The organism is Pseudomonas sp. WMBT8, from assembly GCF_050916005.1.
In the GTDB taxonomy this organism is placed as follows: Bacteria; Pseudomonadota; Gammaproteobacteria; order Pseudomonadales; family Pseudomonadaceae; genus Aquipseudomonas.
The window spans coordinates 5,074,905-5,094,302 of the sequence record NZ_CP188096.1 but is presented as its reverse complement, the minus strand read 5'-3'; the positions used below and the strand labels follow the sequence as shown (position 1 = coordinate 5,094,302).

Annotated in this window: 17 protein-coding genes, 1 pseudogene and 1 riboswitch; of the genes and pseudogenes, 11 read left to right on the top strand and 7 right to left on the bottom strand. The window is 61.1% G+C overall.

Features of this window, described 5'->3' with window-relative positions; all coding sequences use genetic code 11:
* The first annotated feature begins 77 nt into the window (after window positions 1-77).
* Window positions 78-665: a YajG family lipoprotein gene (locus tag ACO77H_RS23115; RefSeq protein ID WP_032860068.1), complete on the top strand. Its 588-nt coding sequence runs from the start codon at window positions 78-80 to the stop codon at window positions 663-665.
* Window positions 666-722: 57 nt separating this feature from the next.
* Here ACO77H_RS23115 and ACO77H_RS23110 read toward each other — a convergent pair whose 3' ends face one another.
* Window positions 723-932 carry a hypothetical protein gene (locus ACO77H_RS23110; protein WP_032860067.1) on the bottom strand — a complete coding sequence of 70 codons (210 nt, stop codon included), beginning with the start codon at window positions 930-932 and terminating at the stop codon, window positions 723-725.
* 183 nt (window positions 933-1,115) lie between these two features.
* Between ACO77H_RS23110 and ACO77H_RS23105 the strand changes: the two genes are divergently transcribed.
* Window positions 1,116-1,373, top strand: coding sequence for a hypothetical protein (locus ACO77H_RS23105; protein WP_169956395.1), 258 nt, complete (start codon window positions 1,116-1,118; stop codon window positions 1,371-1,373).
* A gap of 134 nt (window positions 1,374-1,507) precedes the next feature.
* Here ACO77H_RS23105 and ACO77H_RS23100 read toward each other — a convergent pair whose 3' ends face one another.
* Complete coding sequence (locus ACO77H_RS23100; protein ID WP_169956393.1) at window positions 1,508-2,671, bottom strand: 1-acyl-sn-glycerol-3-phosphate acyltransferase; 1,164 nt, start codon at window positions 2,669-2,671, stop codon at window positions 1,508-1,510.
* Window positions 2,672-2,814: 143 nt separating this feature from the next.
* On the opposite strand from ACO77H_RS23100, the gene ACO77H_RS23095 reads away from it, so the two are divergent.
* The 3 genes from ACO77H_RS23095 to ACO77H_RS23085 are packed head-to-tail and all read left to right on the top strand — an operon-like array spanning window position 2,815 to window position 3,928.
* Window positions 2,815-2,997, top strand: coding sequence for a CPXCG motif-containing cysteine-rich protein (locus tag ACO77H_RS23095; protein ID WP_029297780.1), 183 nt, complete (start codon window positions 2,815-2,817; stop codon window positions 2,995-2,997).
* A 13-nt stretch (window positions 2,998-3,010) separates the two neighbouring features.
* Window positions 3,011-3,271: a putative signal transducing protein gene (locus ACO77H_RS23090; protein ID WP_029297781.1), complete on the top strand. Its 261-nt coding sequence runs from the start codon at window positions 3,011-3,013 to the stop codon at window positions 3,269-3,271.
* Between the two features lie 36 nt (window positions 3,272-3,307).
* Complete coding sequence (locus ACO77H_RS23085) at window positions 3,308-3,928, top strand: SOS response-associated peptidase (protein WP_169956388.1); 621 nt, start codon at window positions 3,308-3,310, stop codon at window positions 3,926-3,928.
* 130 nt (window positions 3,929-4,058) lie between these two features.
* On the opposite strand, the gene ACO77H_RS23080 is transcribed toward ACO77H_RS23085, so the two are convergent.
* Together ACO77H_RS23080 and ACO77H_RS23075 are read right to left on the bottom strand one after the other, a co-directional pair.
* Window positions 4,059-4,763 (bottom strand): methyl-accepting chemotaxis protein, encoded by a 705-nt coding sequence (locus ACO77H_RS23080; protein ID WP_432755779.1) that lies wholly within the window; start codon window positions 4,761-4,763, stop codon window positions 4,059-4,061.
* A 201-nt stretch (window positions 4,764-4,964) separates the two neighbouring features.
* A pseudogene (locus tag ACO77H_RS23075) lies at window positions 4,965-5,021 on the bottom strand (hypothetical protein); the annotation flags it as partial.
* A gap of 1,397 nt (window positions 5,022-6,418) precedes the next feature.
* Between ACO77H_RS23075 and ACO77H_RS23070 the strand changes: the two are divergent.
* Window positions 6,419-7,237: a M48 family metallopeptidase gene (locus ACO77H_RS23070; protein WP_169956384.1), complete on the top strand. Its 819-nt coding sequence runs from the start codon at window positions 6,419-6,421 to the stop codon at window positions 7,235-7,237.
* A gap of 126 nt (window positions 7,238-7,363) precedes the next feature.
* On the opposite strand, the gene ACO77H_RS23065 is transcribed toward ACO77H_RS23070, so the two are convergent.
* The 3 genes from ACO77H_RS23065 to ACO77H_RS23055 form a co-directional block, all read right to left on the bottom strand.
* Complete coding sequence (locus ACO77H_RS23065) at window positions 7,364-7,948, bottom strand: TMEM165/GDT1 family protein (RefSeq protein WP_057438151.1); 585 nt, start codon at window positions 7,946-7,948, stop codon at window positions 7,364-7,366.
* An 88-nt stretch (window positions 7,949-8,036) separates the two neighbouring features.
* Window positions 8,037-8,158: riboswitch (yybP-ykoY riboswitch) on the bottom strand.
* Between the two features lie 50 nt (window positions 8,159-8,208).
* Window positions 8,209-9,207, bottom strand: coding sequence for a class I SAM-dependent methyltransferase (locus ACO77H_RS23060; protein ID WP_172312111.1), 999 nt, complete (start codon window positions 9,205-9,207; stop codon window positions 8,209-8,211).
* 31 nt (window positions 9,208-9,238) lie between these two features.
* The gene (locus ACO77H_RS23055) at window positions 9,239-10,204 is read right to left on the bottom strand and encodes a 2-hydroxyacid dehydrogenase (RefSeq protein WP_169956380.1); all 966 of its coding nucleotides are present in this window, start codon (window positions 10,202-10,204) and stop codon (window positions 9,239-9,241) included.
* An 84-nt stretch (window positions 10,205-10,288) separates the two neighbouring features.
* On the opposite strand from ACO77H_RS23055, the gene ACO77H_RS23050 reads away from it, so the two are divergent.
* The 5 genes from ACO77H_RS23050 (at window position 10,289) to ACO77H_RS23030 (ending at window position 19,357) form a co-directional block, all read left to right on the top strand.
* On the top strand, window positions 10,289-10,918 hold the full coding sequence (locus ACO77H_RS23050; RefSeq protein ID WP_169956378.1) for a LysE family translocator: 630 nt from the start codon (window positions 10,289-10,291) through the stop codon (window positions 10,916-10,918).
* Between the two features lie 146 nt (window positions 10,919-11,064).
* Window positions 11,065-12,747, top strand: coding sequence for a fatty acid--CoA ligase (locus ACO77H_RS23045; RefSeq protein ID WP_170041749.1), 1,683 nt, complete (start codon window positions 11,065-11,067; stop codon window positions 12,745-12,747).
* 335 nt (window positions 12,748-13,082) lie between these two features.
* Window positions 13,083-14,954: a DUF1302 domain-containing protein gene (locus ACO77H_RS23040; RefSeq protein ID WP_170041750.1), complete on the top strand. Its 1,872-nt coding sequence runs from the start codon at window positions 13,083-13,085 to the stop codon at window positions 14,952-14,954.
* 42 nt (window positions 14,955-14,996) lie between these two features.
* Complete coding sequence (locus tag ACO77H_RS23035; protein ID WP_169956372.1) at window positions 14,997-16,361, top strand: DUF1329 domain-containing protein; 1,365 nt, start codon at window positions 14,997-14,999, stop codon at window positions 16,359-16,361.
* 257 nt (window positions 16,362-16,618) lie between these two features.
* Window positions 16,619-19,357 (top strand): LuxR C-terminal-related transcriptional regulator, encoded by a 2,739-nt coding sequence (locus tag ACO77H_RS23030; RefSeq protein WP_432754617.1) that lies wholly within the window; start codon window positions 16,619-16,621, stop codon window positions 19,355-19,357.
* The last annotated feature ends 41 nt before the right edge of the window (window positions 19,358-19,398 follow it).

Sequence of the window (19,398 nt, the reverse complement as noted above, 5' to 3'; positions counted from 1 at the left end):
TAACTGGCGCTAGTTCCAGGCGGTGACGCGCCGCTATACTGGCGCACTGTCGGTACCTGAATTCTGGAGAGAAAAGCATGTTGCAACGCCTGTTGTTCGGTTTGATCACTGTGACCAGCTTGACCCTGGTTGGCTGCGCCCACAGCCCGCAGCAACTCAGCCCGCAACCCAAGCTCACCACCCAGTTGGCGCCTGTGGGCCATGGCCAGCCGGTCTCGGTGCGTGTGGTTGATGGCCGTCCGTCGCCGACCCTGGGCACCCGCGGTGGCCTGTACCCGGAAACCAGCGCCATCACGGTGACCGGTGCCGACGTGCTGCCCAAGCTGCAAGCCCAGGCCGAAGCGGCTGTGCGCCTGCTGGGCTTTACCCCGACCAGCAACTCGCCAGGCGCACCGCAACTGACGGTGACCCTGGCCGAGCTGAAGTATCAGTCGCCCAAGGAAGGCCTGTACGTGACCGAAGCCACCATCGGCGCGACCTTCCGCTCTGATGTGTCGGCCGGCAACCGCCGCTACAACGGCCGTTACGCTGCGTCCCTGGACCAGCGCTTTGGTATGGCGCCGAACCAGGAAACCAACACCAAGCTGGTCAGCGACGTATTGAGTGATGCCCTGACGCGTCTGTTCAAGGATCCAAGCATCGGCCAGATCCTCAGCTCGCAGTAATCGGTTGTAAAAAAGCCGGGCCCCGCCAAGGGCCCGGCTTTTTTGTGTCTGCTGCGGTCATGCCGCCGTTTCGACATAAAAGTCCAGCACACTCACTCCCGTCAACAGATCCAGCTCCGGCAGGTCGGCATGCTGATGCCCGCCGAGGGCGCAATACACCAGCCAGTGCCGGTCCTGGACATTGAACGCCAGGCCGCCGACCAGCGCCTCTTGCTCATCGGTAGGGGCGATCAGGTACAGCCGATCCTGGTTCTGCGCGTGCAACATGACAAGCTCCCGGGTGTGCGAAGGGCAACAGAGTGGCTTGTTAAGGTGACGTTCAGGTGACGCTGTAAATTACTCGATACATTAGTCGTCAATGGGGGAGGGAGCTGTGAGGCGCAGGAGGGCGCAATTCGTTCAGGTTTGTATCTGAATGGATACCTGGTCACTGTTACACCGAGGTTTTTGATGTCGCTGCCGGCATTATTGCTAAATACCGCTGCCTTGTTGATCGCCTGCCCAGGCGCCGGGCTGTTGTTTGTGACCCGCCTGCGCGAGCAGCGGGCGATGGCTCGACTCACCGCGCAAAGTGAAGATCGAGCGATTGATCAACCGATGTTGTTCCTGGATGTGCGTACCGAGCGCAGTCATCGCCTTGGCTACCGCCTAGGGTTTGCCTGTATCGGGCTGGCGCTTGTCGTCTCTTGGCTCAGCACTCAATTGTAAAAATACCCAAAACCAATGTGGGAGCGGGCTTGCCCGCGATAGCAGTGGGGCAGTCAAATAGTTATCAACTGACCCACCGCTATCGCGGGCAAGCCCGCTCCCACGTTGTGTTGTGTGTTATTCAAGCTGGTGGGTTACAGGGGGATCCCGGCCTTGACCCGATACTGATTACGCACCGGCGTCGCATATTGCAGCACCAGGTACGGTCGGTGCTCCGCCGGGCAGGCATTCAGTCGTCGCTCCCACTCCGCTTTCGCCTTGGCCAACTCATCCGCCGGGAACACCTCGGCAGCCGTCGGCACCTGCAATTGCGGGTCGGCGTCGCTCCACTGTGCGTATGCCAGGTAATGCACCGGGAACAACCGATACCCGCCGAGAATCTGCCGGTCCATCTCGGTGGCCAACAGCTTGGTGTCTTCAAAACGTTCGGTAATCGGTGGCGCAAAGTTGATATGGACCCGGCCCTTGTAACCGGTGATGCCCAGGGCAATGCTCACGTCATCTTCACCGGGCGCCTTGGTGTAGGTGCCGGTGGTGGCGCGGATATACAGCTCGCGAGCCTTGGCCGCGTCGCACGGGTCGTATTCGTAGCTGATGGACACCGGCGTCAGGTTCAGCGACAGGATGACGTCGGCGAACGGCTCTTCCTTGCGGCTCATATGGAACATCTTGAGGATCGCCGACTCGGTGCGATCATCCCCATCCTTGGCGCGGCCTTCGGCCTGGGCGATCCAGATCGACTGGCAGTCATTGCGGATCGAATGGTTGATGTAGGCCGACAGCAGCTGATACGCCGCCATCTTCTCGCGTCGCCCGGTGATGGAGCGATGCACGATAAAACTTTTGTTCAGGCGCATCAGGTCGCTGACAAACGGCTTTTGCAGCAGGTTGTCACCGATGGCTATCCGCGGTGTTGGCAGGCCGGCGTGGTACACCGCGTAGTTGACGAAGGCCGGGTCCATCACGATATCGCGGTGGTTGGCCAGGAAAACATAGGCCGTGCCGGACTTGAGCTGCTCGACCCCGGTATAGGTGACGCCGTCGGTCGCCCGATCAATGGTGTGGTCGACGTAAAACTCGACTTTGTCCTGCAAGGTGGCGACGGTGGTGACACCGGCGAACTCACGGCGCAGCTTCTGGGCGATCAGCGGCTTGAGCAGCCAGCCAAAGGCGCCGGCAAAGCGCGGGAAGCGAAAGTGGGTCAGGATGTCCAGAAAGGCCTTGTCACTGAACAGCCGGGCCAGCACTGCCGGGACTTCGCTGTCGTTGTAAGGTCGGATGGTATCGAATTCGCCCATCATGCTCTCTTGTTAGAAACGGCTAGGGTAAGTAAAGGTTTGGATCGATAAGTGACAGGGCGAGGTCTGAACAAATGGCATCAAACGAAAAAGCCCTGCAAATAGACCGGCGATTATACGCACAAGTCACCTGGGAGACCGCGATGCTCGAAAGTGCGCTGTACGATTGTCCTTATTGTGGTGAACGGATCGAGACAAGCGTGGATTTGTCCGGTGGCGACCAGAACTATATAGAAGACTGCCAGGTGTGCTGTCGGCCGATCATTTTCGACCTGCAGGTCCACGGCGATGAATGGATGCTCGAAGTGCGCAGCGAGAATGAATAAAGGGGGGGCGGCCATGCAACGAATCTACGAGCCGGAAAACCTGATGGAAGGCGAGTTGCTGCAACAAATGCTCGCCAGCGAAGGCATCGACGCCCATCTGGTGGGGCGCCATCTGCTCGGTGGAACGGGTGAACTGCCGATTTTCGGCCTGTTGGGCCTGGAGGTGGAGAACGACCAGGCCACCTACGCCCGCGAGTTGATCACCGCCTATATCGGTGCGCAACCGCTGCCCGGCGATGAACCCGACAGCTACCCCGACGTGCTGGTCTGTTAGGCTGTCGGCCGGTTTACCCAAGAGTCGTGTTGCCCCATGTGTGGACGTTATGCCCTGTTTCGCTGGAATCCCGCCTTTGCTGCCTTGCCGGGGTTCCCGGCGGATCAACAGGCCCAGTGGAATATCTCCCCCAATGATTCAGTGCTGATCCAGCGCGCCACCGATGGCCAGCGCACCCTGGCGCGGGCACGTTGGGGACTGACGCCGCCGTGGCTGACCGATCTGTCCCGCACGCCGGCCCACGCCCGCGCCGAAACCCTGGCCGAACAGCCGATGTTTCGCGAGGCCTTTCGCCTGCGCCGGTGCCTGCTGCCAGCCAATGGCTTTTATGAATGGCGCGGCACCCAGCGCAAGCGGCCGTACTGGCTCACGCCGGGGGAGGGCTCGACCCTGTTTTTCGCAGCGATCTGGGAGGCCTACCCGGTGCAGGAGCAAGTGTGGCTGAGCGCGGCGGTGGTGACCCAGGCGGCGCAGAGCCAGCGCCGGCCGTTGATTCTGGACGCGGCGGGGCAAGCGGCCTGGCTGGATCCCGAGACGCCGTTGCATGTGTTGCAGGGCTTGCTGGCCAGCGAGCCGGCGGCGTTGCGTGAGCGGGTGCTGGCTAACATGGTCAATGATCCGAAGCTCAATGGGCCGGAGTGTCTGACCCCGGGTTGAGACTGGGAGTTGTGTGGGGGATTCGCTGGCGCCATCGCAGGCAATCCAGCCCCCACATTTTGATTTGTGAATACCTTCAAATGTGGGAGCTGGCTTGCCTGCGATACGGCCCCAAACGCCACTGAAACCTTCAGACCTTGAACTGATTGATCAGCCGCCGCTGCTGCTCCGCCAACTGGGTCAGCCCCGCACTGGCGGCACTGGACTCATCCGCCCCGCCCGCCACCTCATTGGCCACCTGGCCGATATTGATCACATTGCGGTTGATGTCCTCGGCCACCGCGCTCTGTTCCTCCGCCGCACTGGCAATCTGCGTATTCATGTCATTGATCACCGACACGGCCTGGGTGATGGTCTCCAGGGCCTGCGCGGCCTTGGCGGCGTGTTGCACGCTTTCATCGGTGCGCTGCTGGCTGTCTTCCATGACCCGCACCACATCCCGCGTGCCTTGCTGCAATTGCTGGATCATGGCCTGGATTTCTTCGGTGGCCTTCTGGGTTTTCTGCGCCAGGTTGCGTACTTCGTCGGCCACCACCGCAAAACCTCGGCCCTGTTCGCCGGCCCGGGCGGCTTCGATGGCGGCGTTCAGGGCCAGCAAGTTGGTTTGCTCGGCAATGCCGCGAATGGCAATCAGGATCGCGTTGATGTTCTCGCTGTCCTTGGCCAGGGCCTGGACTACCGTCACCGCCTTGCCGATCTCCAGGGCCAGGGCGCCGATGGAAGTGGAGGTGTCGCGCACGATCTGCATGCCCTGGCTTGCAGCCTGGTCGGCATGGGTGGCGGCCTGGGCTGCCTGGGTGGCATTACGCGCCACGTCCTGGGCGGTGGCGGTCATTTCGTGCACGGCCGTGGCGACCTGGTCGATCTCGACCATTTGCTTGTGCACGCCCTGGTTGGTGCGGATGGCAATGTCGGCGGTGTGTTCCGACGAGTCGCTGACCTTCTGTACCGAGCTCACCACCTGGCTAATCATGCCCTGCAGCTTGATCAGGAAGGTATTGAAGCCGGCGGCAATCGCGCCCAGTTCATCGGCGCGGTCACTGGTCAGGCGACGCGTCAGGTCGCCTTCGCCCTGGGCGATGTCATTGAGCATCGCCACCATTTGCTTGAGTGGGCGGGCAATGCCGTGGCCCACCAGCCAGATCACCAGCAGGCCGATGCCGGCAATCAGCAGGCCGACCATGGTCATGCCGAAGATATCGGTCTTGCGCTGGGCGTCCAGGTCGCCTTGCAGGGTGTGCAGGTCGGCCATTACCGCGCCCAGGGGCAGTTGCAGCATCAAAGTCCAGCGCGCATCGGTCTGGCCGATATTGAAGGGCAGGAACAACTCGATATGCCCGTTTGCCTGGTCGATGTCGTAACGCACGTCGCCGACCTTCAACTGGCCGAGGTTCTCCAGTTCATTCTGGTCGAGCAGGTCGCTGGCCTTTTCCCCCAGTTTGCTGGGGTCCTTGGTGTAGGCCACCAGGCGGCCGTTGCTGGAAATCAGCGCCATTTCGCCAGCGCCGTTGTAAAGCTTCTGGTCGGCGGCGGTGAGCATTTCCTGGATGAAATTGACCGACAGGTCGGCGCCGACAATGCCCTGAAACGCGCCGTCGATCATGATCGGTTCGATAAACGAGGCCAGCATCACCGTGGTGTTGCCCACGCGATAGGGCGCCGGGTCGATGGCGCAGGGCTTCTGGGTTTCCTTGGAGCAGAGGTAGTACTCGCTGGCGCGAATGCCGGTGGCGAGGATTTTCTGGTCGGTCAGGTCGGCGAGTTTTTCCAGGCCCAGGCTGCCATCCTGATTGCGGAACCACCAGGGCATGAAGCGCCCGTTGGCAGGTTCTACGCCGACGACGGCGGTGTTCAGGTAGTTGGCATCATTGTGGTCGATGGCATTGGGTTCCCAGGCGATATAGGAACCGAGGATTTTCGGGTTGCGTACCACCGTTTCGTGCAGCAGGTTGATCAGTTGTTCACGGCTGACCTGCAGCGGGGCCGCGCCGTTTGCGTCCTTCATGCCCATCAGCGCATTGGTGGTGGCCAGGCCTTTGGCGGTCACCAGCGGCGCTTCCAGCTCGCGCTGGATCAGCGTGGCCTGGGTTTGCGCCAACGCCGTAAGGCGTTGCTCGATGATTTGCTCGAATTGCGCCTGGGTGCGGTCCTGCACCATCTCTTGGGTCCGGGCGCCGGCGAACAGCGCGTATAGCACCAGGGCCGCCACGACACTCAGGACAATGGCCCCGGCCAACGCCGCGACAGAAAACTGAATCGACTTGAATTTCATGAAGGCTCCGGGCGCTTGGTGGGCATGATCTGCCTTTGTGTATCGGCCACAGGCCACGCAGACATGAGGCGCTGCCCTGCAAAAGAACCAGGCATGTCGTTTATAGAATGGTCGTGGGCGTCGGTGGTCTCTGAAATTAGCGGTTAAGCGTCAGGTGTATCTGGCGCCGATACATGAGAGGGCCTACGATACGCGCCATGTTTTCAGGGAGAATGTGCATGAAAAAATCATTGGCGGTAACGGCATTGAGCGCAGCCTTGCTGCTCGCCGGTTGCCAGTCGGTCAACACCACCAGCGGCGGTGCCGTGGGTGTGGAACGCAAGCAGTACATGTTCAGCATGCTGTCGAGCCAGGAAGTCGACCAGATGTACGCGCAGTCGTACCAGCAGACCCTGGGCGAAGCCAGTGGCAAGGGCCTGGTAGACAAGACCAGTGCCAACGCCAAGCGTGTGCAGGCCATTGCCAAGCGCCTGATCGCCCAGGCCCCCACCTTCCGTCCGGATGCGGCGCAGTGGAAGTGGGAAGTGAACCTGATCAAGAGCGACGAGATGAACGCCAACTGTGGGCCTGGCGGCAAGATCTTTGTCTACAGTGGCTTGATCGACACGCTCAAGTTGACCGATGACGAGCTGGCGGCGGTCATGGGCCATGAAATTGCCCACGCCCTGCGTGAGCATGGCCGCGAAGCCATGTCCAAGGCTTACGGCATCGAAATGGCCAAGCAGGGCGCTGGCGCATTGTTGGGCCTGGGCCAGGACAGCATGGCGCTGGCCGACACCGTGGCCAACTACGGCATGACCTTGCCTAACAGCCGCAGCAATGAGAACGAAGCCGACCTGATCGGCCTGGAGCTCTCGGCCCGCGCCGGTTACGACCCGAACGCGGCGATCACGCTGTGGAACAAAATGGCCAAGGCTTCCGAAGGCGCACCGCCTGAATTCATGAGCACCCACCCGGCCTCCAGCAGCCGGATCGCCTCGTTGCAGGCGGCGATTCCCAAGGTGATGCCGCTGTACCAGCAGGCCAAGAAGTCCTGATAATCCAGGCCTTGTGAAGGTCCAAAAGTGGGAGCGGGCTTGCTCGCGATAGCGGTGGTTCAGTTAATTAATACGTGACTGATACAGCGCTATCGCAGGCAAGCCAGCTCCCACATTTGTAAAGGGTTACAACCAGCCGCTGCTTTGCATGGCCTTGTACACCGCCACCAACGCCAGGATGAAGAACGCCGAAGCCGCCAGGCGCCGAATCAAGGTCAACGGCAGTTTCTCCGCCGCGAAATTCCCCGCCAGAACCACCGGTACGTTGGCAATCAACATGCCCAGGGTGGTGCCGATGATTACCAGCCACAACTCGGGGTATTGCGCCGCCAGCATCACCGTGGCGATCTGCGTCTTGTCACCGATTTCAGCGATAAAGAACGCAATCAGGGTGGTCAGGAACGGCCCGAACTTGCGCGAGGTGCTGGCTTCATCATCGTCGAGCTTGTCTGGCACCAGGGTCCACAGGGCCGTGGCGCAGAAGCTCGCGGCGAGGATCCAGTGCAGCACTGCATCCGAGAAGAAACTGCCAAACCAGGCACCCACGGCACCGGCAGCGGCGTGGTTGGCCAGGGTCGCGGCGATGATGCCGGCGATGATTGGCCAGGGTTTGCGAAAGCGTGCGGCGAGGATGAGCGCGAGCAATTGCGTCTTGTCGCCGATTTCGGCCAAGGCAACGATTGCGGTAGGAACGAGAAGTGAATCCAGCATCAGGTAGGTTTCCAGGGGCGGGTCGACACGGCTATGACACGTACAGCCTTCCCGCCCCGGGTAAGGTGTGCGTGTCATAGGTCTTGTCAAACCCCGGTACGTCTGTGCGGACTCCTGGGTCGCATACGCCATGGTCTGCTGACCAAGTATGTTGACGTATGCCGGACGAGCATGTTGCTCGTGGGAGACTACTCCCCTAGGACGGAGCGGATTCTGCCTTGGCAAAATCCATTCGGCAAGCCTTCTTTTTCAAACGCCCGTCAGCCGCGTTTGGCCCGATAGATGCGAAAACCCTGGCCCTCGGCCTTGACTGCGCACACGCCCAGGTGCTCTTCGATCAGCGGTTGATACTTCAGGAAGCTATTGGCGACTAGCCGAAGTTCGCCGCCGTTTTTCAGATGTTGGCGTGCTTTTCGCAACAGGTTTTCCGTAGCGAAATAATCCGTGTGTACCCCGACATGGAACGGCGGGTTACTCAGAATCGCATCCAGGCCCATGGGCGCGGCGTCGATGCCATCAGCGGTCAGCACTTCGCCTTCCAGGCCATTGGCCTCCAGCGTCAGGCGACTGCTGGCGGTAGCAAAGGCGTCCACATCAAGCAGGGTCACGGTGTTGTGCGGGTAGCGCCGCTTGACCGCCGCGCCCAACACGCCGGCGCCACAGCCGAAGTCCAGCAGATGACCGCTGGGCAGTTTGTCCAGGTGTTCCAGCAACAGCGCGGTACCGCGATCCAGGCGGCCATGGCTGAACACGCCCGGCAGACTGACGACCTTGAGCGGTCCGTCGGCCAGTGGCACTTCAAACACCTGGGCCAGGCTCGCCAGTTCCGGCGCCGCCGGAGCATCGGCCACGGTGGCCAGCCACAGCTGGCAGTGCCGTGCGTTGTCGAGCTTGCGTGGCTTGCCGAAGGCGTTCAGTTGCTTGGCGGCGCTTTCGATGCCGCCGCGTTTTTCACCCACCAGGTACAGCTCGGCGCCCGGCAGCCGTGCCGCGACGGCCTTGAGGATGTAGTCGGCCAGATCCTTGGACTTGGGCAGGAACACCACCGCCGTGTCGAATGCGCGTTGCGGCACATCGACCCCGAAATGGCTGCGTTCGGCAAACCGCGCATCCAGCGCTGCCTGGTCGCCCGCATGCCAGCACCAGCCATGGGCATTGGGCAGGCGGCCCAGCAGGTCATCGGCGGGCAGGCCGGCCAGCAACACGTTGCCTTGAAAAAGTTCGGCCTGACGAAGCAGTACTTCACTGCGCGGATCCATGGTCTGCTCCCTGAAAAAGGAGCGCAGTTTATCAACTGACGACGCGCTGCGGTGCTCCGCTGAAAAAGCCCCGGGCGTTTTCAGTCAATTGGCCGACGATCCGTTGCCGTGCTTCGCGGCTGCCCCAGGCACTGTGTGGCGTGATGATCAGCCGTGGAATGTCGCTGGCCAGTAGCGGGTTGCCGGTGGTCGGCGGTTCGACGCTCAGCACATCGCTGGCCGCCCCCCCCAGATGACCGCCGCGCAAGGCGTCTGCCAGGGCCTGTTCATCGATCAGGCCGCCGCGCGCAGTGTTGACCACGAACGCGCCCGGCTTGAGCAGCGCCAACTCACGGGCCCCGATAAAGTGGCGCGTGTGTTCGTTGAGTGGGCAATGCAGGGTCAGCGCATCGATCTGCGGCAGCAGTTCGTCCAGCGGCACCCGGTCTGCACGGGCCGGGCGGCCGGGGATAGCGCCCAGTAGCACGCGCATGCCAAACGCTTGGGCCAGGCGCGCGACGGCGCCGCCCAACTCGCCATGGCCCAGCAAGCCCAGGGTTTTGCCTTCCAGCTCGACAATCGGGTAATCCAGCAGGCAGAACTGCTTGGCTTGCTGCCACAGGCCGGCGTCGACGTCTTTTTGATAGTCCTTCAGGCGTGTGGCGAGGTTGAGCAGCAGCATGATCGTGTGTTGCGCCACCGATGGCGTGCCGTAACCCTGGCAGTTACTAACGGTAATGCCCTGGGCGCGGGCAGCGGCCAGGTCGACGTTGTTGGTGCCGGTAGCAGCGATCAGGATCAGCTTCAGCTCGGGGCAGGCGGCCAGAGTCTGGGCGTTGAGCAGGATCTTGTTACTGATCGCTACCTGGGCACCTTGCAGGCGTTCGACCACCTGATCGGCCGAGGTCTGCTCACACAGCTGCAATTCGCTGAACGTCTCGCGCAATTCGCTGAGGTCGAGGTCTCCCTGGTCCAGGGAAGGGTGATCAAGGAAGACGGCGCGGCGATTGTTCGTCATCAACTGTACCTTTTGCGACAGAGTTCGAAGGCGTAATCTGCCGAGCCTACCAGATGAAATAATCAGTTACTTCTTGGAGTGTGCATGTACCTCACCGAGTTTTTGACCGTGGCGTTGATTCACCTGCTGGCCGTGGCCAGTCCCGGGCCTGACTTTGCCGTGGTGGTACGCGAGAGCGTGACCCATGGCCGGCGCGCCGGTACCTGGACGGCGCTGGGCGTCGGCTCGGCGATTTTTCTTCACGTTGGCTACTCGCTGCTTGGTATCGGCTTGATCGTGTCCCAGTCCATCGTGCTGTTCAACGCCTTGAAATGGGCGGCGGCGGCCTACCTGTTGTACATCGGCTTCAAAGCCCTGCGGGCGCAGCCGGCCAAGCCTGCCGGTGCAGAAGAGCTGCACCGTGAAGTGGGCGAGCGCAGCGCTCGCGGCGCCTTTACCTCGGGCTTTGTGACCAATGGCCTGAACCCCAAGGCCACGCTGTTTTTCCTGTCGCTGTTCACCGTGGTGATCAACCCCCACACGCCGCTGGCGATCCAGGCCGGTTATGGCCTGTACCTGGCCGTGGCCACCGCCCTGTGGTTCTGCATGGTGGCCATGTTGTTCAGCCAGCAGCGCGTGCGCGCAGGCTTTGCGCGCATGGGCCACTGGTTTGATCGGAGCATGGGCGTGGTGCTGATTGCCATCGGTGTGAAAGTGGCTTTCACCGACCGCTGAGTGCGTCATGCGTGAATGAATGCTGGCGCAAAGCTAGCATTCATCCGGTTCTGCAAATCATTCCTTCGGCTGATTTGGCCGGCGTGCAAGGTCTCTACAGTGCAAATCCTTTAGCCAAGACCGTGCAGTCATAAAAAGGGATTCGTATGTTGCAGACTCGTGTTATCCCGCCCGCCGAAGGCGCGTACCAATACCCGCTGTTGATCAAACGCCTGTTGATGTCGGGCGCCCGCTACGAGAAAACCCGGGAAATCGTCTACCGCGACAAACTGCGCTACACCTACCCAACCCTGACCGAACGTGTCGCCCGCCTGGCCAATGTGCTGACCGCAGCGGGAGTCAAGGCCGGTGATACCGTGGCCGTGATGGACTGGGACAGCCACCGTTACCTGGAGTGCATGTTCGCCATCCCGATGATTGGCGCGGTGATTCACACCATCAACGTGCGCCTGTCGCCAGAGCAGATCCTGTACACGATGAACCACGCCGAAGACCGCTTTGTGCTGGTCAACAGCGAGTTCGTCGGCCTGTACCAGGCCATTGCCGGGCAGTTGACCACCGTCGACAAGACCCTGTTGCTGACCGATGGCGACGAAAAAACTGCTGACCTGCCCAATCTGGTAGGCGAGTACGAAACCCTGCTGGCCGCTGCCAGTACCCAGTACACCTTCGAGGACTTCGACGAGCACTCGGTGGCCACCACTTTCTATACCACTGGCACCACCGGTAACCCCAAGGGTGTGTATTTCACCCACCGCCAACTGGTGCTGCACACCATCGGCGTGGCGACCATCATGGGCAGCGTCGACAGTGTGCGCCTGCTCGGCACCAACGATGTGTACATGCCGATCACGCCGATGTTCCACGTGCATGCCTGGGGCTTGCCGTATGTGGCGACCATGCTCGGGCTGAAGCAGGTCTATCCCGGCCGCTACGATCCGGAATACCTGGTGGAGTTGTGGCGCAAGGAAAAGGTCACGTTCTCCCATTGCGTGCCGACCATCCTGCAGATGCTGCTCAACGCCAAGGCCGCCCAGGGTGTGGATTTTGGCGGCTGGAAGATCGTCATCGGCGGCAGTGCCCTCAACCGTTCGCTGTACGAAGCGGCCAAGGCCCGTGGCATCCAGCTGACGGCGGCCTACGGCATGTCCGAGACCGGACCGCTGGTGTCCTGTGCCCACCTCAATGAAGAACTGATGGCCGGCAGCGAAGACGAACGCACCACCTACCGGATCAAGGCCGGTGTGCCGGGGCCGTTGGTGGAAGCCGCGATCATCGACGGCAACGGTAACTTTCTGCCGGCCGATGGCGAGTCCCAGGGCGAACTAGTGCTGCGCGCGCCATGGCTCAGCGAAGGCTATTTCAACGAGCCGCACAAAGGCGCCGAGCTTTGGGAGGGCGGCTGGATGCACACCGGCGACGTGGCCACCCTCGATGCCTTTGGCGTGATCGATATTCGCGACCGTATCAAGGACGTGATCAAGACCGGCGGCGAGTGGATCTCCTCCCTGGCGCTGGAAGATCTGGTCAGCCGTCACCCGGCGGTACGCGAAGTAGCGGTGGTCGGGATTGCCGACCCGCAGTGGGGCGAGCGCCCGTTTGCCCTGCTGGTGGTGCGCGAAGGCCACGGGATTGGCGCGCGCGAACTCAAGGAGCACCTCAAGCCGTATGTCGAGCAGGGCCACCTGAGCAAGTGGGCGATTCCAAGTCAGATTGCCATTGTTACGGAAATTCCCAAGACCAGCGTCGGCAAGCTGGACAAGAAGCGTATCCGGATCGACATCATCGAATGGCAGGCCAATAACAGCACCTTCCTCTCCACGCTCTGACCCCTCCTGCCGTGCCCGTTCGGGCACGGCAATGCTCTATTACAGGCCTTCGCCTTGTTATTTGCGTAATTTGAGCCATTCTCTTTCGCGTCAGCCCTCGCTGACATGGCGAAAGGGCTGTCGCAGACGGGTTGGTGATGCAAATCACACTTTAGAGGGATCAAGCGCTACCCCCTGCTGGCTATAGTCCCTCCCAGAGTTTTTCAAGGATGCGGCGCTGCGGTCCTGGGTGGTCCGGCGGCAGTCTGGCATTGGAATCGTTGTATTCCGGCCGTTACAAGCGTGTTTGAAAAGGCTCACTGCCATAACAATAAAATGCACATGGAGTAGCGTCGATGACCTCAGTAAATCAGTTCTGGCGCCGGGCGAGATTGCCCCTGGCGGTCAGTCTTGCCTCGACCCTCGCCGGGCCCGCATTCGGCGTCAGTTTCAACATTGGTGAGGTCGAAGGCAGCTTCGACTCGTCCCTGTCGGTGGGGGCCAGTTGGGGCACGTCCAAGCCCAACAAGGACCTGATCGGTGCCAACAACGGCGGCAGGGGGCTGTCGCAGACCTCCGATGACGGCCACTTGAACTTCAAGCGTGGGGAGACGTTCTCGAAGATCTTCAAGGGTATCCATGACCTGGAACTGAAGTACGGCGATACCGGTGTGTTTGTGCGTGGCAAGTATTGGTATGACTTTGAACTCAAGGACGAAAGCCGCGAGTTCAAGGACATCAGCGACCACAATCGCAAAGAGGGCGCCAAGTCTTCTGGCGGGCAGATCCTCGATGCGTTCATCTACCACAACTACTCCATTGCCGATGCCCCGGGTTCGGTGCGTTTTGGCAAGCAAGTCGTGAGCTGGGGTGAAAGTACCTTTATCGGTGGCGGTATCAACTCCATCAACCCGATCGACGTGTCTGCGTTCCGTCGTCCGGGTGCCGAGATCAAGGAAGGCCTGATTCCGGTCAACATGTTCTACGTGTCGCAATCGTTGACCGATAACCTGTCGGCGGAAGCGTTCTATCAGTTGGAGTGGGACCAGACGGTTACCGACAACTGTGGGACTTTTTTCTCGCAACCGGATGTTATTTCCGATGGTTGCAACGACAACCTGCGGGTGCTGAACAAGCGTTCGCAATTCCCGGCAACAGCGATCCCGTTCCTGACGTCCCAAGGGGTCGACATGAACGAAGAGGGTGTGAAAGTCGCCCGTGGACCTGACCGCGATGCACGTGACAGTGGGCAGTTCGGTTTTGCGTTTCACTACAACTTTGAACCGCTGGATACCGAGTTCGGTGCGTACTTCATGAACTATCACAGCCGTGCGCCGATTTTCAGTGGCCAGGGCGCCTCCCAGCGCGTGTTCAACCTTGCCAATAACCTTCCAGCCCCGTTGGCCGGCCTGGCGCCGGTTATTGTCGCGGGTAATTCCAACTATTTTGTTGAATACCCGGAAGACATTCGCCTCTACGGTTTGAGTTTCTCCACCACCTTGCCTACGGGCACGGCGTGGAGTGGTGAGTTGAGCTACCGTCCGAATGCGCCTGTACAACTCAACACCACGGATATCCTGTTTGCAGGTGTTACTGGGGTTAATGGGTATAACAACGCCTCGGTACTCAAGGGGCAGCCTGGGCAGGACTTGCATGGCTATCGCCGCAAAGAAGTCAGCCAATTCCAAACTACCTTTACGCACTTCTTCGATCAGGTCATGGGGGCAAGCCGCCTGACGACCGTGGGTGAGATTGGTGTGACGCATGTCGGGGGGCTTGAGAGTAAGTCTGACGCGCGTTATGGGCGTGACCCGGTGTTTGGGCCAGGCAGCTTGCCCGGCGGTTTCTGTAACCGTCTCAATGCTTCGACCTCCGCTGGTGCCGGGTTGGGTGGCAGTACTGCCGGCTTGAACACCAATTGCAACCAGGACGGCTACACCACCGCCACTTCCTGGGGTTACCGCGCCCGTGCGATCTGGGAATACCCGGACGTCTTCGCCGGTGTCAACCTCAAGCCAAGCGTGGCCTGGTCCCATGACGTCAAAGGTTACTCGCCAGGCCCTGGCGGCAACTTTGAAGAGGGCCGCAAGGCCGTCAGCCTGGGTGTGGATGCTGAATACCAGAACACCTACACCGTCAGCCTGAACTACACCAACTTCTTTGGTGGCGACTTCAGCACGGTGGATGACCGCGATTTTGTCGCCTTGAGCGCCGGCGTGAACTTCTAAGCACACTCTTTAAGCAGTCAGTATTTTCAGGAAGACCAGAACATGAAAATAACCAAAAGTCTGTTGCACGTGGGTGTGCTGGGACTGTCGATCATGGCCAGCAGCGTCATGGCGGCGGTCTCGGCGGATGAAGCCGCCAAGCTGGGCACCACATTGACCCCGATGGGCGCGGAAATGGCCGGCAACGCTGCCGGCACCATCCCGGCCTGGAAAGCCCTGCCGACCAACGCCGGCGCCGTGGATGCCAAGGGCTTCCTGGCCAACCCGTATGCCAGCGAGCAGCCGCAGTTCACCATCACCGCGCAAAACGTCGAGCAGTACAAAGACAAGCTGGCCCCTGGGCAGTACGCGATGTTCAAGCGCTACCCCGAAACCTTCAAGATGCCGGTGTACACCACCCATCGCGGCGCCACCGTGCCGCCGGAAGTGTTCGCCGCCATCAAGAAAAACGCCACCAGCACCAACCTGGTAGGTGGCGGTAACGGCCTGGAAAACTTCGAGACCGCGATTCCGTTCCCGATCCCGAAAAGCGGGGTCGAGGTGATCTGGAACCACATCACCCGTTATCGCGGCGGCAGCGTCACGCGCCTGGTGACCCAGGCCACGCCACAGGCCAACGGCTCGTACAGCCTGGTGTACTTCCAGGATCAGTTCGTGTTCCGCGACAAGATGAAGGACTATGACCCGAAAAACCCGGGCAACATCCTGTTCTACTTCAAGCAGCAAGTGACCGCCCCGGCGCGCCTGGCCGGTGGTGTATTGCTGGTGCACGAGACCCTGGACCAGGTGAAGGAACCGCGCGCGGCGTGGGTCTACAACGCCGGCCAGCGCCGTGTACGCCGGGCGCCGCAAGTGTCCTATGACGGGCCGGGTACCGCTGCCGATGGCCTGCGTACCTCCGACAACCTCGACATGTACAACGGTGCGCCGGATCGCTACGACTGGAAGCTGGAAGGCAAGAAGGAAATCTACATCGCGTCCAACAGCTACAAGCTCGACGATCCGAAGCTCAAGTACTCCGACATCATCAAGGCCGGGCACATCAACCAGGACCTGGCACGCTATGAACTGCGCCGCGTCTGGCACGTGGTCGCAACCCTGAAGGAGGGCCAGCGCCATATCTACGCCAAACGTGACTTCTACATCGATGAAGACACCTGGCAAGCGGCTGTGATCGACCACTACGACGGTCGTGGCCAGCTGTGGCGCGTGGCTGAAGCCCATGGCGAGAACTACTACGACAAGCAAGTGCCGTGGTACGCCCTGGAAACCCTCTACGACCTGCAGTCCGGCCGCTACCTGGCACTGGGCATGAAGAACGAAGAGAAAAAGGCCTATGACTTCGGCTTCACCGCCACCACCAAAGACTTCACCCCGGCGGCCCTGCGCCAGGACGGTGTTCGCTAACGTGCAGTAAACACGTTGGCCTCTGTAGGAGCTGGCTTGCCAGCGATGGCATCACCTCGGTCTATCTGACATACCGAGGCGATGCCATCGCAGGCAAGCCAGCTCCTACATTTGTTTGGGGGGGCTGAACATCGCTGGTTATTTCTTGTTGTAGTCTTTTTCAGACAAATGTTGCAAAGATCTACAAAGCGACGGGTTTTAACGCTAGTCTGCGGACATCTGCAATGCCGACCACAGCCTACTACAAGAGCCCGGCGATGACTGATCTGTCCCCAATCCAAGGGCCTGCCAGTGCGGTAATCCCCACGCTGGAAGGGCGCTTCTATCGACCCCCACTGCCTGATGGCTATGTGCTGCGCCCACGCCTTTGCGAGCGCCTGAGCGCGGGCCTGGAGGGCCGTTTATTGCTGGTCAGCGCGCCGGCCGGGTTCGGCAAGAGCTCGCTGGCGGTGGAGTTCTGCCAAAGCCTGCCGGATCACTGGCAAAGCCTGTGGCTGGGCCTCAGTGCGCGGGATAGTGATCCGGGGCGTTTCCTTGAACGCCTGCTGGAGGGTCTGCAACAGTATTTCCCGCAGGTAGGCAGCCAGGCCCTGGGCCTGCTGAAAATGCGTCAGCGCCACCAGCCGTTTGCCTTTGAAGAATGGCTCGATGGCTTGCTCGACGAATTGACCGTCCATCTATCCACACGCACGCCGTTATTACTGGTGCTGGATGACTACCACCTGGCCCAGGGGCCGGTGCTGGATCGCTGCCTGCAATTTTTCCTCAATCATTTGCCTGATGGCTTGTTGGTGCTGGTTACCAGCCGCCAGCGTCCCGACTGGCATTTGGCGCGGTTGCGTTTGTCCCGGCATCTGCTGGAGTTGCATGAGCAAGACCTGCGCCTGACCAACGACGAATCCCTGGCCTTGCTTGACCGCCACAGCAGTTCGTTGCGCGGTGAGGCACTGGACAACCTGATCCGCCGCAGCGAAGGCTGGGTGGCCGGCCTGCGCTTCTGGTTGCTGGCGGCCGCCGAAGCCGGCAGCGAGGCCAACCTGCCCCAAGGCCTGCATGGTGGCGAAGGGCTGATCCGTGACTATCTGCTGGAAGAGGTGATCGATTGCCTGCCACCGGAAGTCCAGGCGTTCTTATACGACACCGCCTCCCAGGAGCGTTTTTGCAGCGAGCTCTGCGATGCGGTGCGCGAGGCTCATGACAGCGCGGAAATCCTGCGTTACCTGCAAGCTCATCAGGTATTCTTGGTGCCGCTGGACGAACAGGGTCACTGGTACCGCTATCACCACTTGTTTTCCGATTTGCTGCGCACCCGGCGCTCGCCGAATGCGATGCTGCCGGCCGCCAGCCTGCACTTGCGCGCCTGTCGCTGGTTCAATGCCCAGGGCTTGCTCGATGAGGCCGTGGAGCAGGCCCTGCGCGCCGGGCATCTGGATGTAGCGGCGAACCTGGTGCAGAACCTGTCTGAAGAGCAACTGCTGGCTGAACAGAATGTCGGCATGCTCCTACGCTGGAAGATGGACTTGCCTGACAGTCTGTTGATCAGCACGCCCCGCTTGATCGTGCTCTACAGCTGGGCGCTGGGGCTGGCCTGTCAGTTGGACGCCGCAGAAGAACTGTCCAGCCATCTCAGCCGCTTCCTACCGGCACCGTCGGCCACGGCGCAGAAGTCGATGCTCGCCCAGTGGCTGGCCCTCAGTGGCATCATTGCCCGTGGGCGCGGCAATCGCGAGCTGACCCAGCTGTATTGCAGCGAAGCCCTGGAAAGCCTGCCGCTCAAGCGTTACGGCCAGCGCTTGATGTGCCTTTCGACCCTGTCGAACCTGGCCATCGTCGACGCCGACCTGTGGCGCGCACGCGGCTTGAATCGCGACTCCCTAGAGCTGGCGCAACGTGTCGGCAACCCGCTGTTCGAGGCCCTGGCCCATTACGATCGGGCGCGGGTGCTGCAGGCGCGCGGGGAAATCCTGCGCTCCCTGGACGAGGTGCGCGAGGGCCTGCAACGCTTGCAGGGCCTGGCGCCCCAGCGCCTGTATGCGGTGCGTGCGCGCCTGTCGCTGTACGAAGGGTTCCTGCTGCTAATGCGTTGCCAGCCCGAAGCCGGGCTGTTGCGCCTGCGTGCCGGGTTAGCCGAGGCTCGCGCCTGCCGGGATATCAGCGTGTTGATCGGCCACTGTGTCATCGCCAACCTCGAGGGGCGCCGTGGCGATTTCCCCAAGGCCTTTGCCGAGCTGGCCGAAGCCGAGCGGCTGATGCATATCTGGGATGTGCCGCCGATTTACTACCTGGCCATGATCACATTGATCAAATGCGAGTTGTGGCTGGCCCAGGGCCGTACGGACCTGGCCGATGCCTGGCTGGCGCGGCTGGGGCAAACCTACAACGGCGACCAGGCTGCCGCCGCCCCGGAGTTTCATCCACATCTGCCGCAACATATCGAATTGCAGCAGGCGGCCCTGGATGCCATTCGTGGCCACGCCGAAAACGCCCTGCGCCGGCTCGATGCACTCGCCCGGCAAGCTGAAGGCAAAGGCCAGCAGATGATCGCAGTGATGGCCCTGAACCAGTACGTGCTGTTGTTGCTGGATGACGGTCAGGCTGCATCGGCCCGCCCGGTTTTTGCCCGCGCCCTGCAAGTGGCGAGCGGCGGTGCGTTGCAACCCTTCCAACGTTTGCTGGAACGTTATCCGGACTGGATGCGTGAGCAACTGGGCCACGCGCCGAATGACCTGCTGCGGCAAAGCTTGTGGGCCTTGCTGCCGGTAGTTGCCCTGCGCGAGCCGATCGAAATCACCCACACCGGCGAAACCTTGAGCGCCCGTGAGCTGGCGGTGCTGCAGTTGATCGCCCAAGGGTGTTCCAACCAGGAAATCAGCAACCAGCTGTTTATCTCGCTGCACACCGTCAAGACCCACGCCAGCCATATCAACAGCAAACTGGGAGTGGAACGCCGTACCCAGGCCGTCGCGCGGGCGCAGGAGATGGGGTTGTTGGGGTAAGGGGGAGACTTGCGCCGCAAAAGCCGGATAATGGCGGCCAA

What these genes read in the sequence shown, in the direction of transcription:
- ACO77H_RS23105 (WP_169956395.1), top strand. Translation starts at nt 1,116, where the DNA reads ATGTCGCTGCCGGCATTATTGCTAAATACCGCTGCCTTGTTGATCGCC.
- ACO77H_RS23115 (WP_032860068.1), top strand. Translation starts at nt 78, where the DNA reads ATGTTGCAACGCCTGTTGTTCGGTTTGATCACTGTGACCAGCTTGACC.
- ACO77H_RS23035 (WP_169956372.1), top strand. Translation starts at nt 14,997, where the DNA reads ATGAAAATAACCAAAAGTCTGTTGCACGTGGGTGTGCTGGGACTGTCG.
- ACO77H_RS23070 (WP_169956384.1), top strand. Translation starts at nt 6,419, where the DNA reads ATGAAAAAATCATTGGCGGTAACGGCATTGAGCGCAGCCTTGCTGCTC.
- ACO77H_RS23055 (WP_169956380.1), bottom strand. Translation starts at nt 10,204, where the DNA reads ATGACGAACAATCGCCGCGCCGTCTTCCTTGATCACCCTTCCCTGGAC.
- ACO77H_RS23030 (WP_432754617.1), top strand. Translation starts at nt 16,619, where the DNA reads ATGACTGATCTGTCCCCAATCCAAGGGCCTGCCAGTGCGGTAATCCCC.
- ACO77H_RS23050 (WP_169956378.1), top strand. Translation starts at nt 10,289, where the DNA reads ATGTACCTCACCGAGTTTTTGACCGTGGCGTTGATTCACCTGCTGGCC.
- ACO77H_RS23060 (WP_172312111.1), bottom strand. Translation starts at nt 9,207, where the DNA reads ATGGATCCGCGCAGTGAAGTACTGCTTCGTCAGGCCGAACTTTTTCAA.
- ACO77H_RS23040 (WP_170041750.1), top strand. Translation starts at nt 13,083, where the DNA reads ATGACCTCAGTAAATCAGTTCTGGCGCCGGGCGAGATTGCCCCTGGCG.
- ACO77H_RS23110 (WP_032860067.1), bottom strand. Translation starts at nt 932, where the DNA reads ATGTTGCACGCGCAGAACCAGGATCGGCTGTACCTGATCGCCCCTACC.
- ACO77H_RS23045 (WP_170041749.1), top strand. Translation starts at nt 11,065, where the DNA reads ATGTTGCAGACTCGTGTTATCCCGCCCGCCGAAGGCGCGTACCAATAC.
- ACO77H_RS23085 (WP_169956388.1), top strand. Translation starts at nt 3,308, where the DNA reads ATGTGTGGACGTTATGCCCTGTTTCGCTGGAATCCCGCCTTTGCTGCC.
- ACO77H_RS23100 (WP_169956393.1), bottom strand. Translation starts at nt 2,671, where the DNA reads ATGGGCGAATTCGATACCATCCGACCTTACAACGACAGCGAAGTCCCG.
- ACO77H_RS23095 (WP_029297780.1), top strand. Translation starts at nt 2,815, where the DNA reads ATGCTCGAAAGTGCGCTGTACGATTGTCCTTATTGTGGTGAACGGATC.
- ACO77H_RS23090 (WP_029297781.1), top strand. Translation starts at nt 3,011, where the DNA reads ATGCAACGAATCTACGAGCCGGAAAACCTGATGGAAGGCGAGTTGCTG.
- ACO77H_RS23065 (WP_057438151.1), bottom strand. Translation starts at nt 7,948, where the DNA reads ATGCTGGATTCACTTCTCGTTCCTACCGCAATCGTTGCCTTGGCCGAA.
- ACO77H_RS23080 (WP_432755779.1), bottom strand. Translation starts at nt 4,763, where the DNA reads ATGACCGCCACCGCCCAGGACGTGGCGCGTAATGCCACCCAGGCAGCC.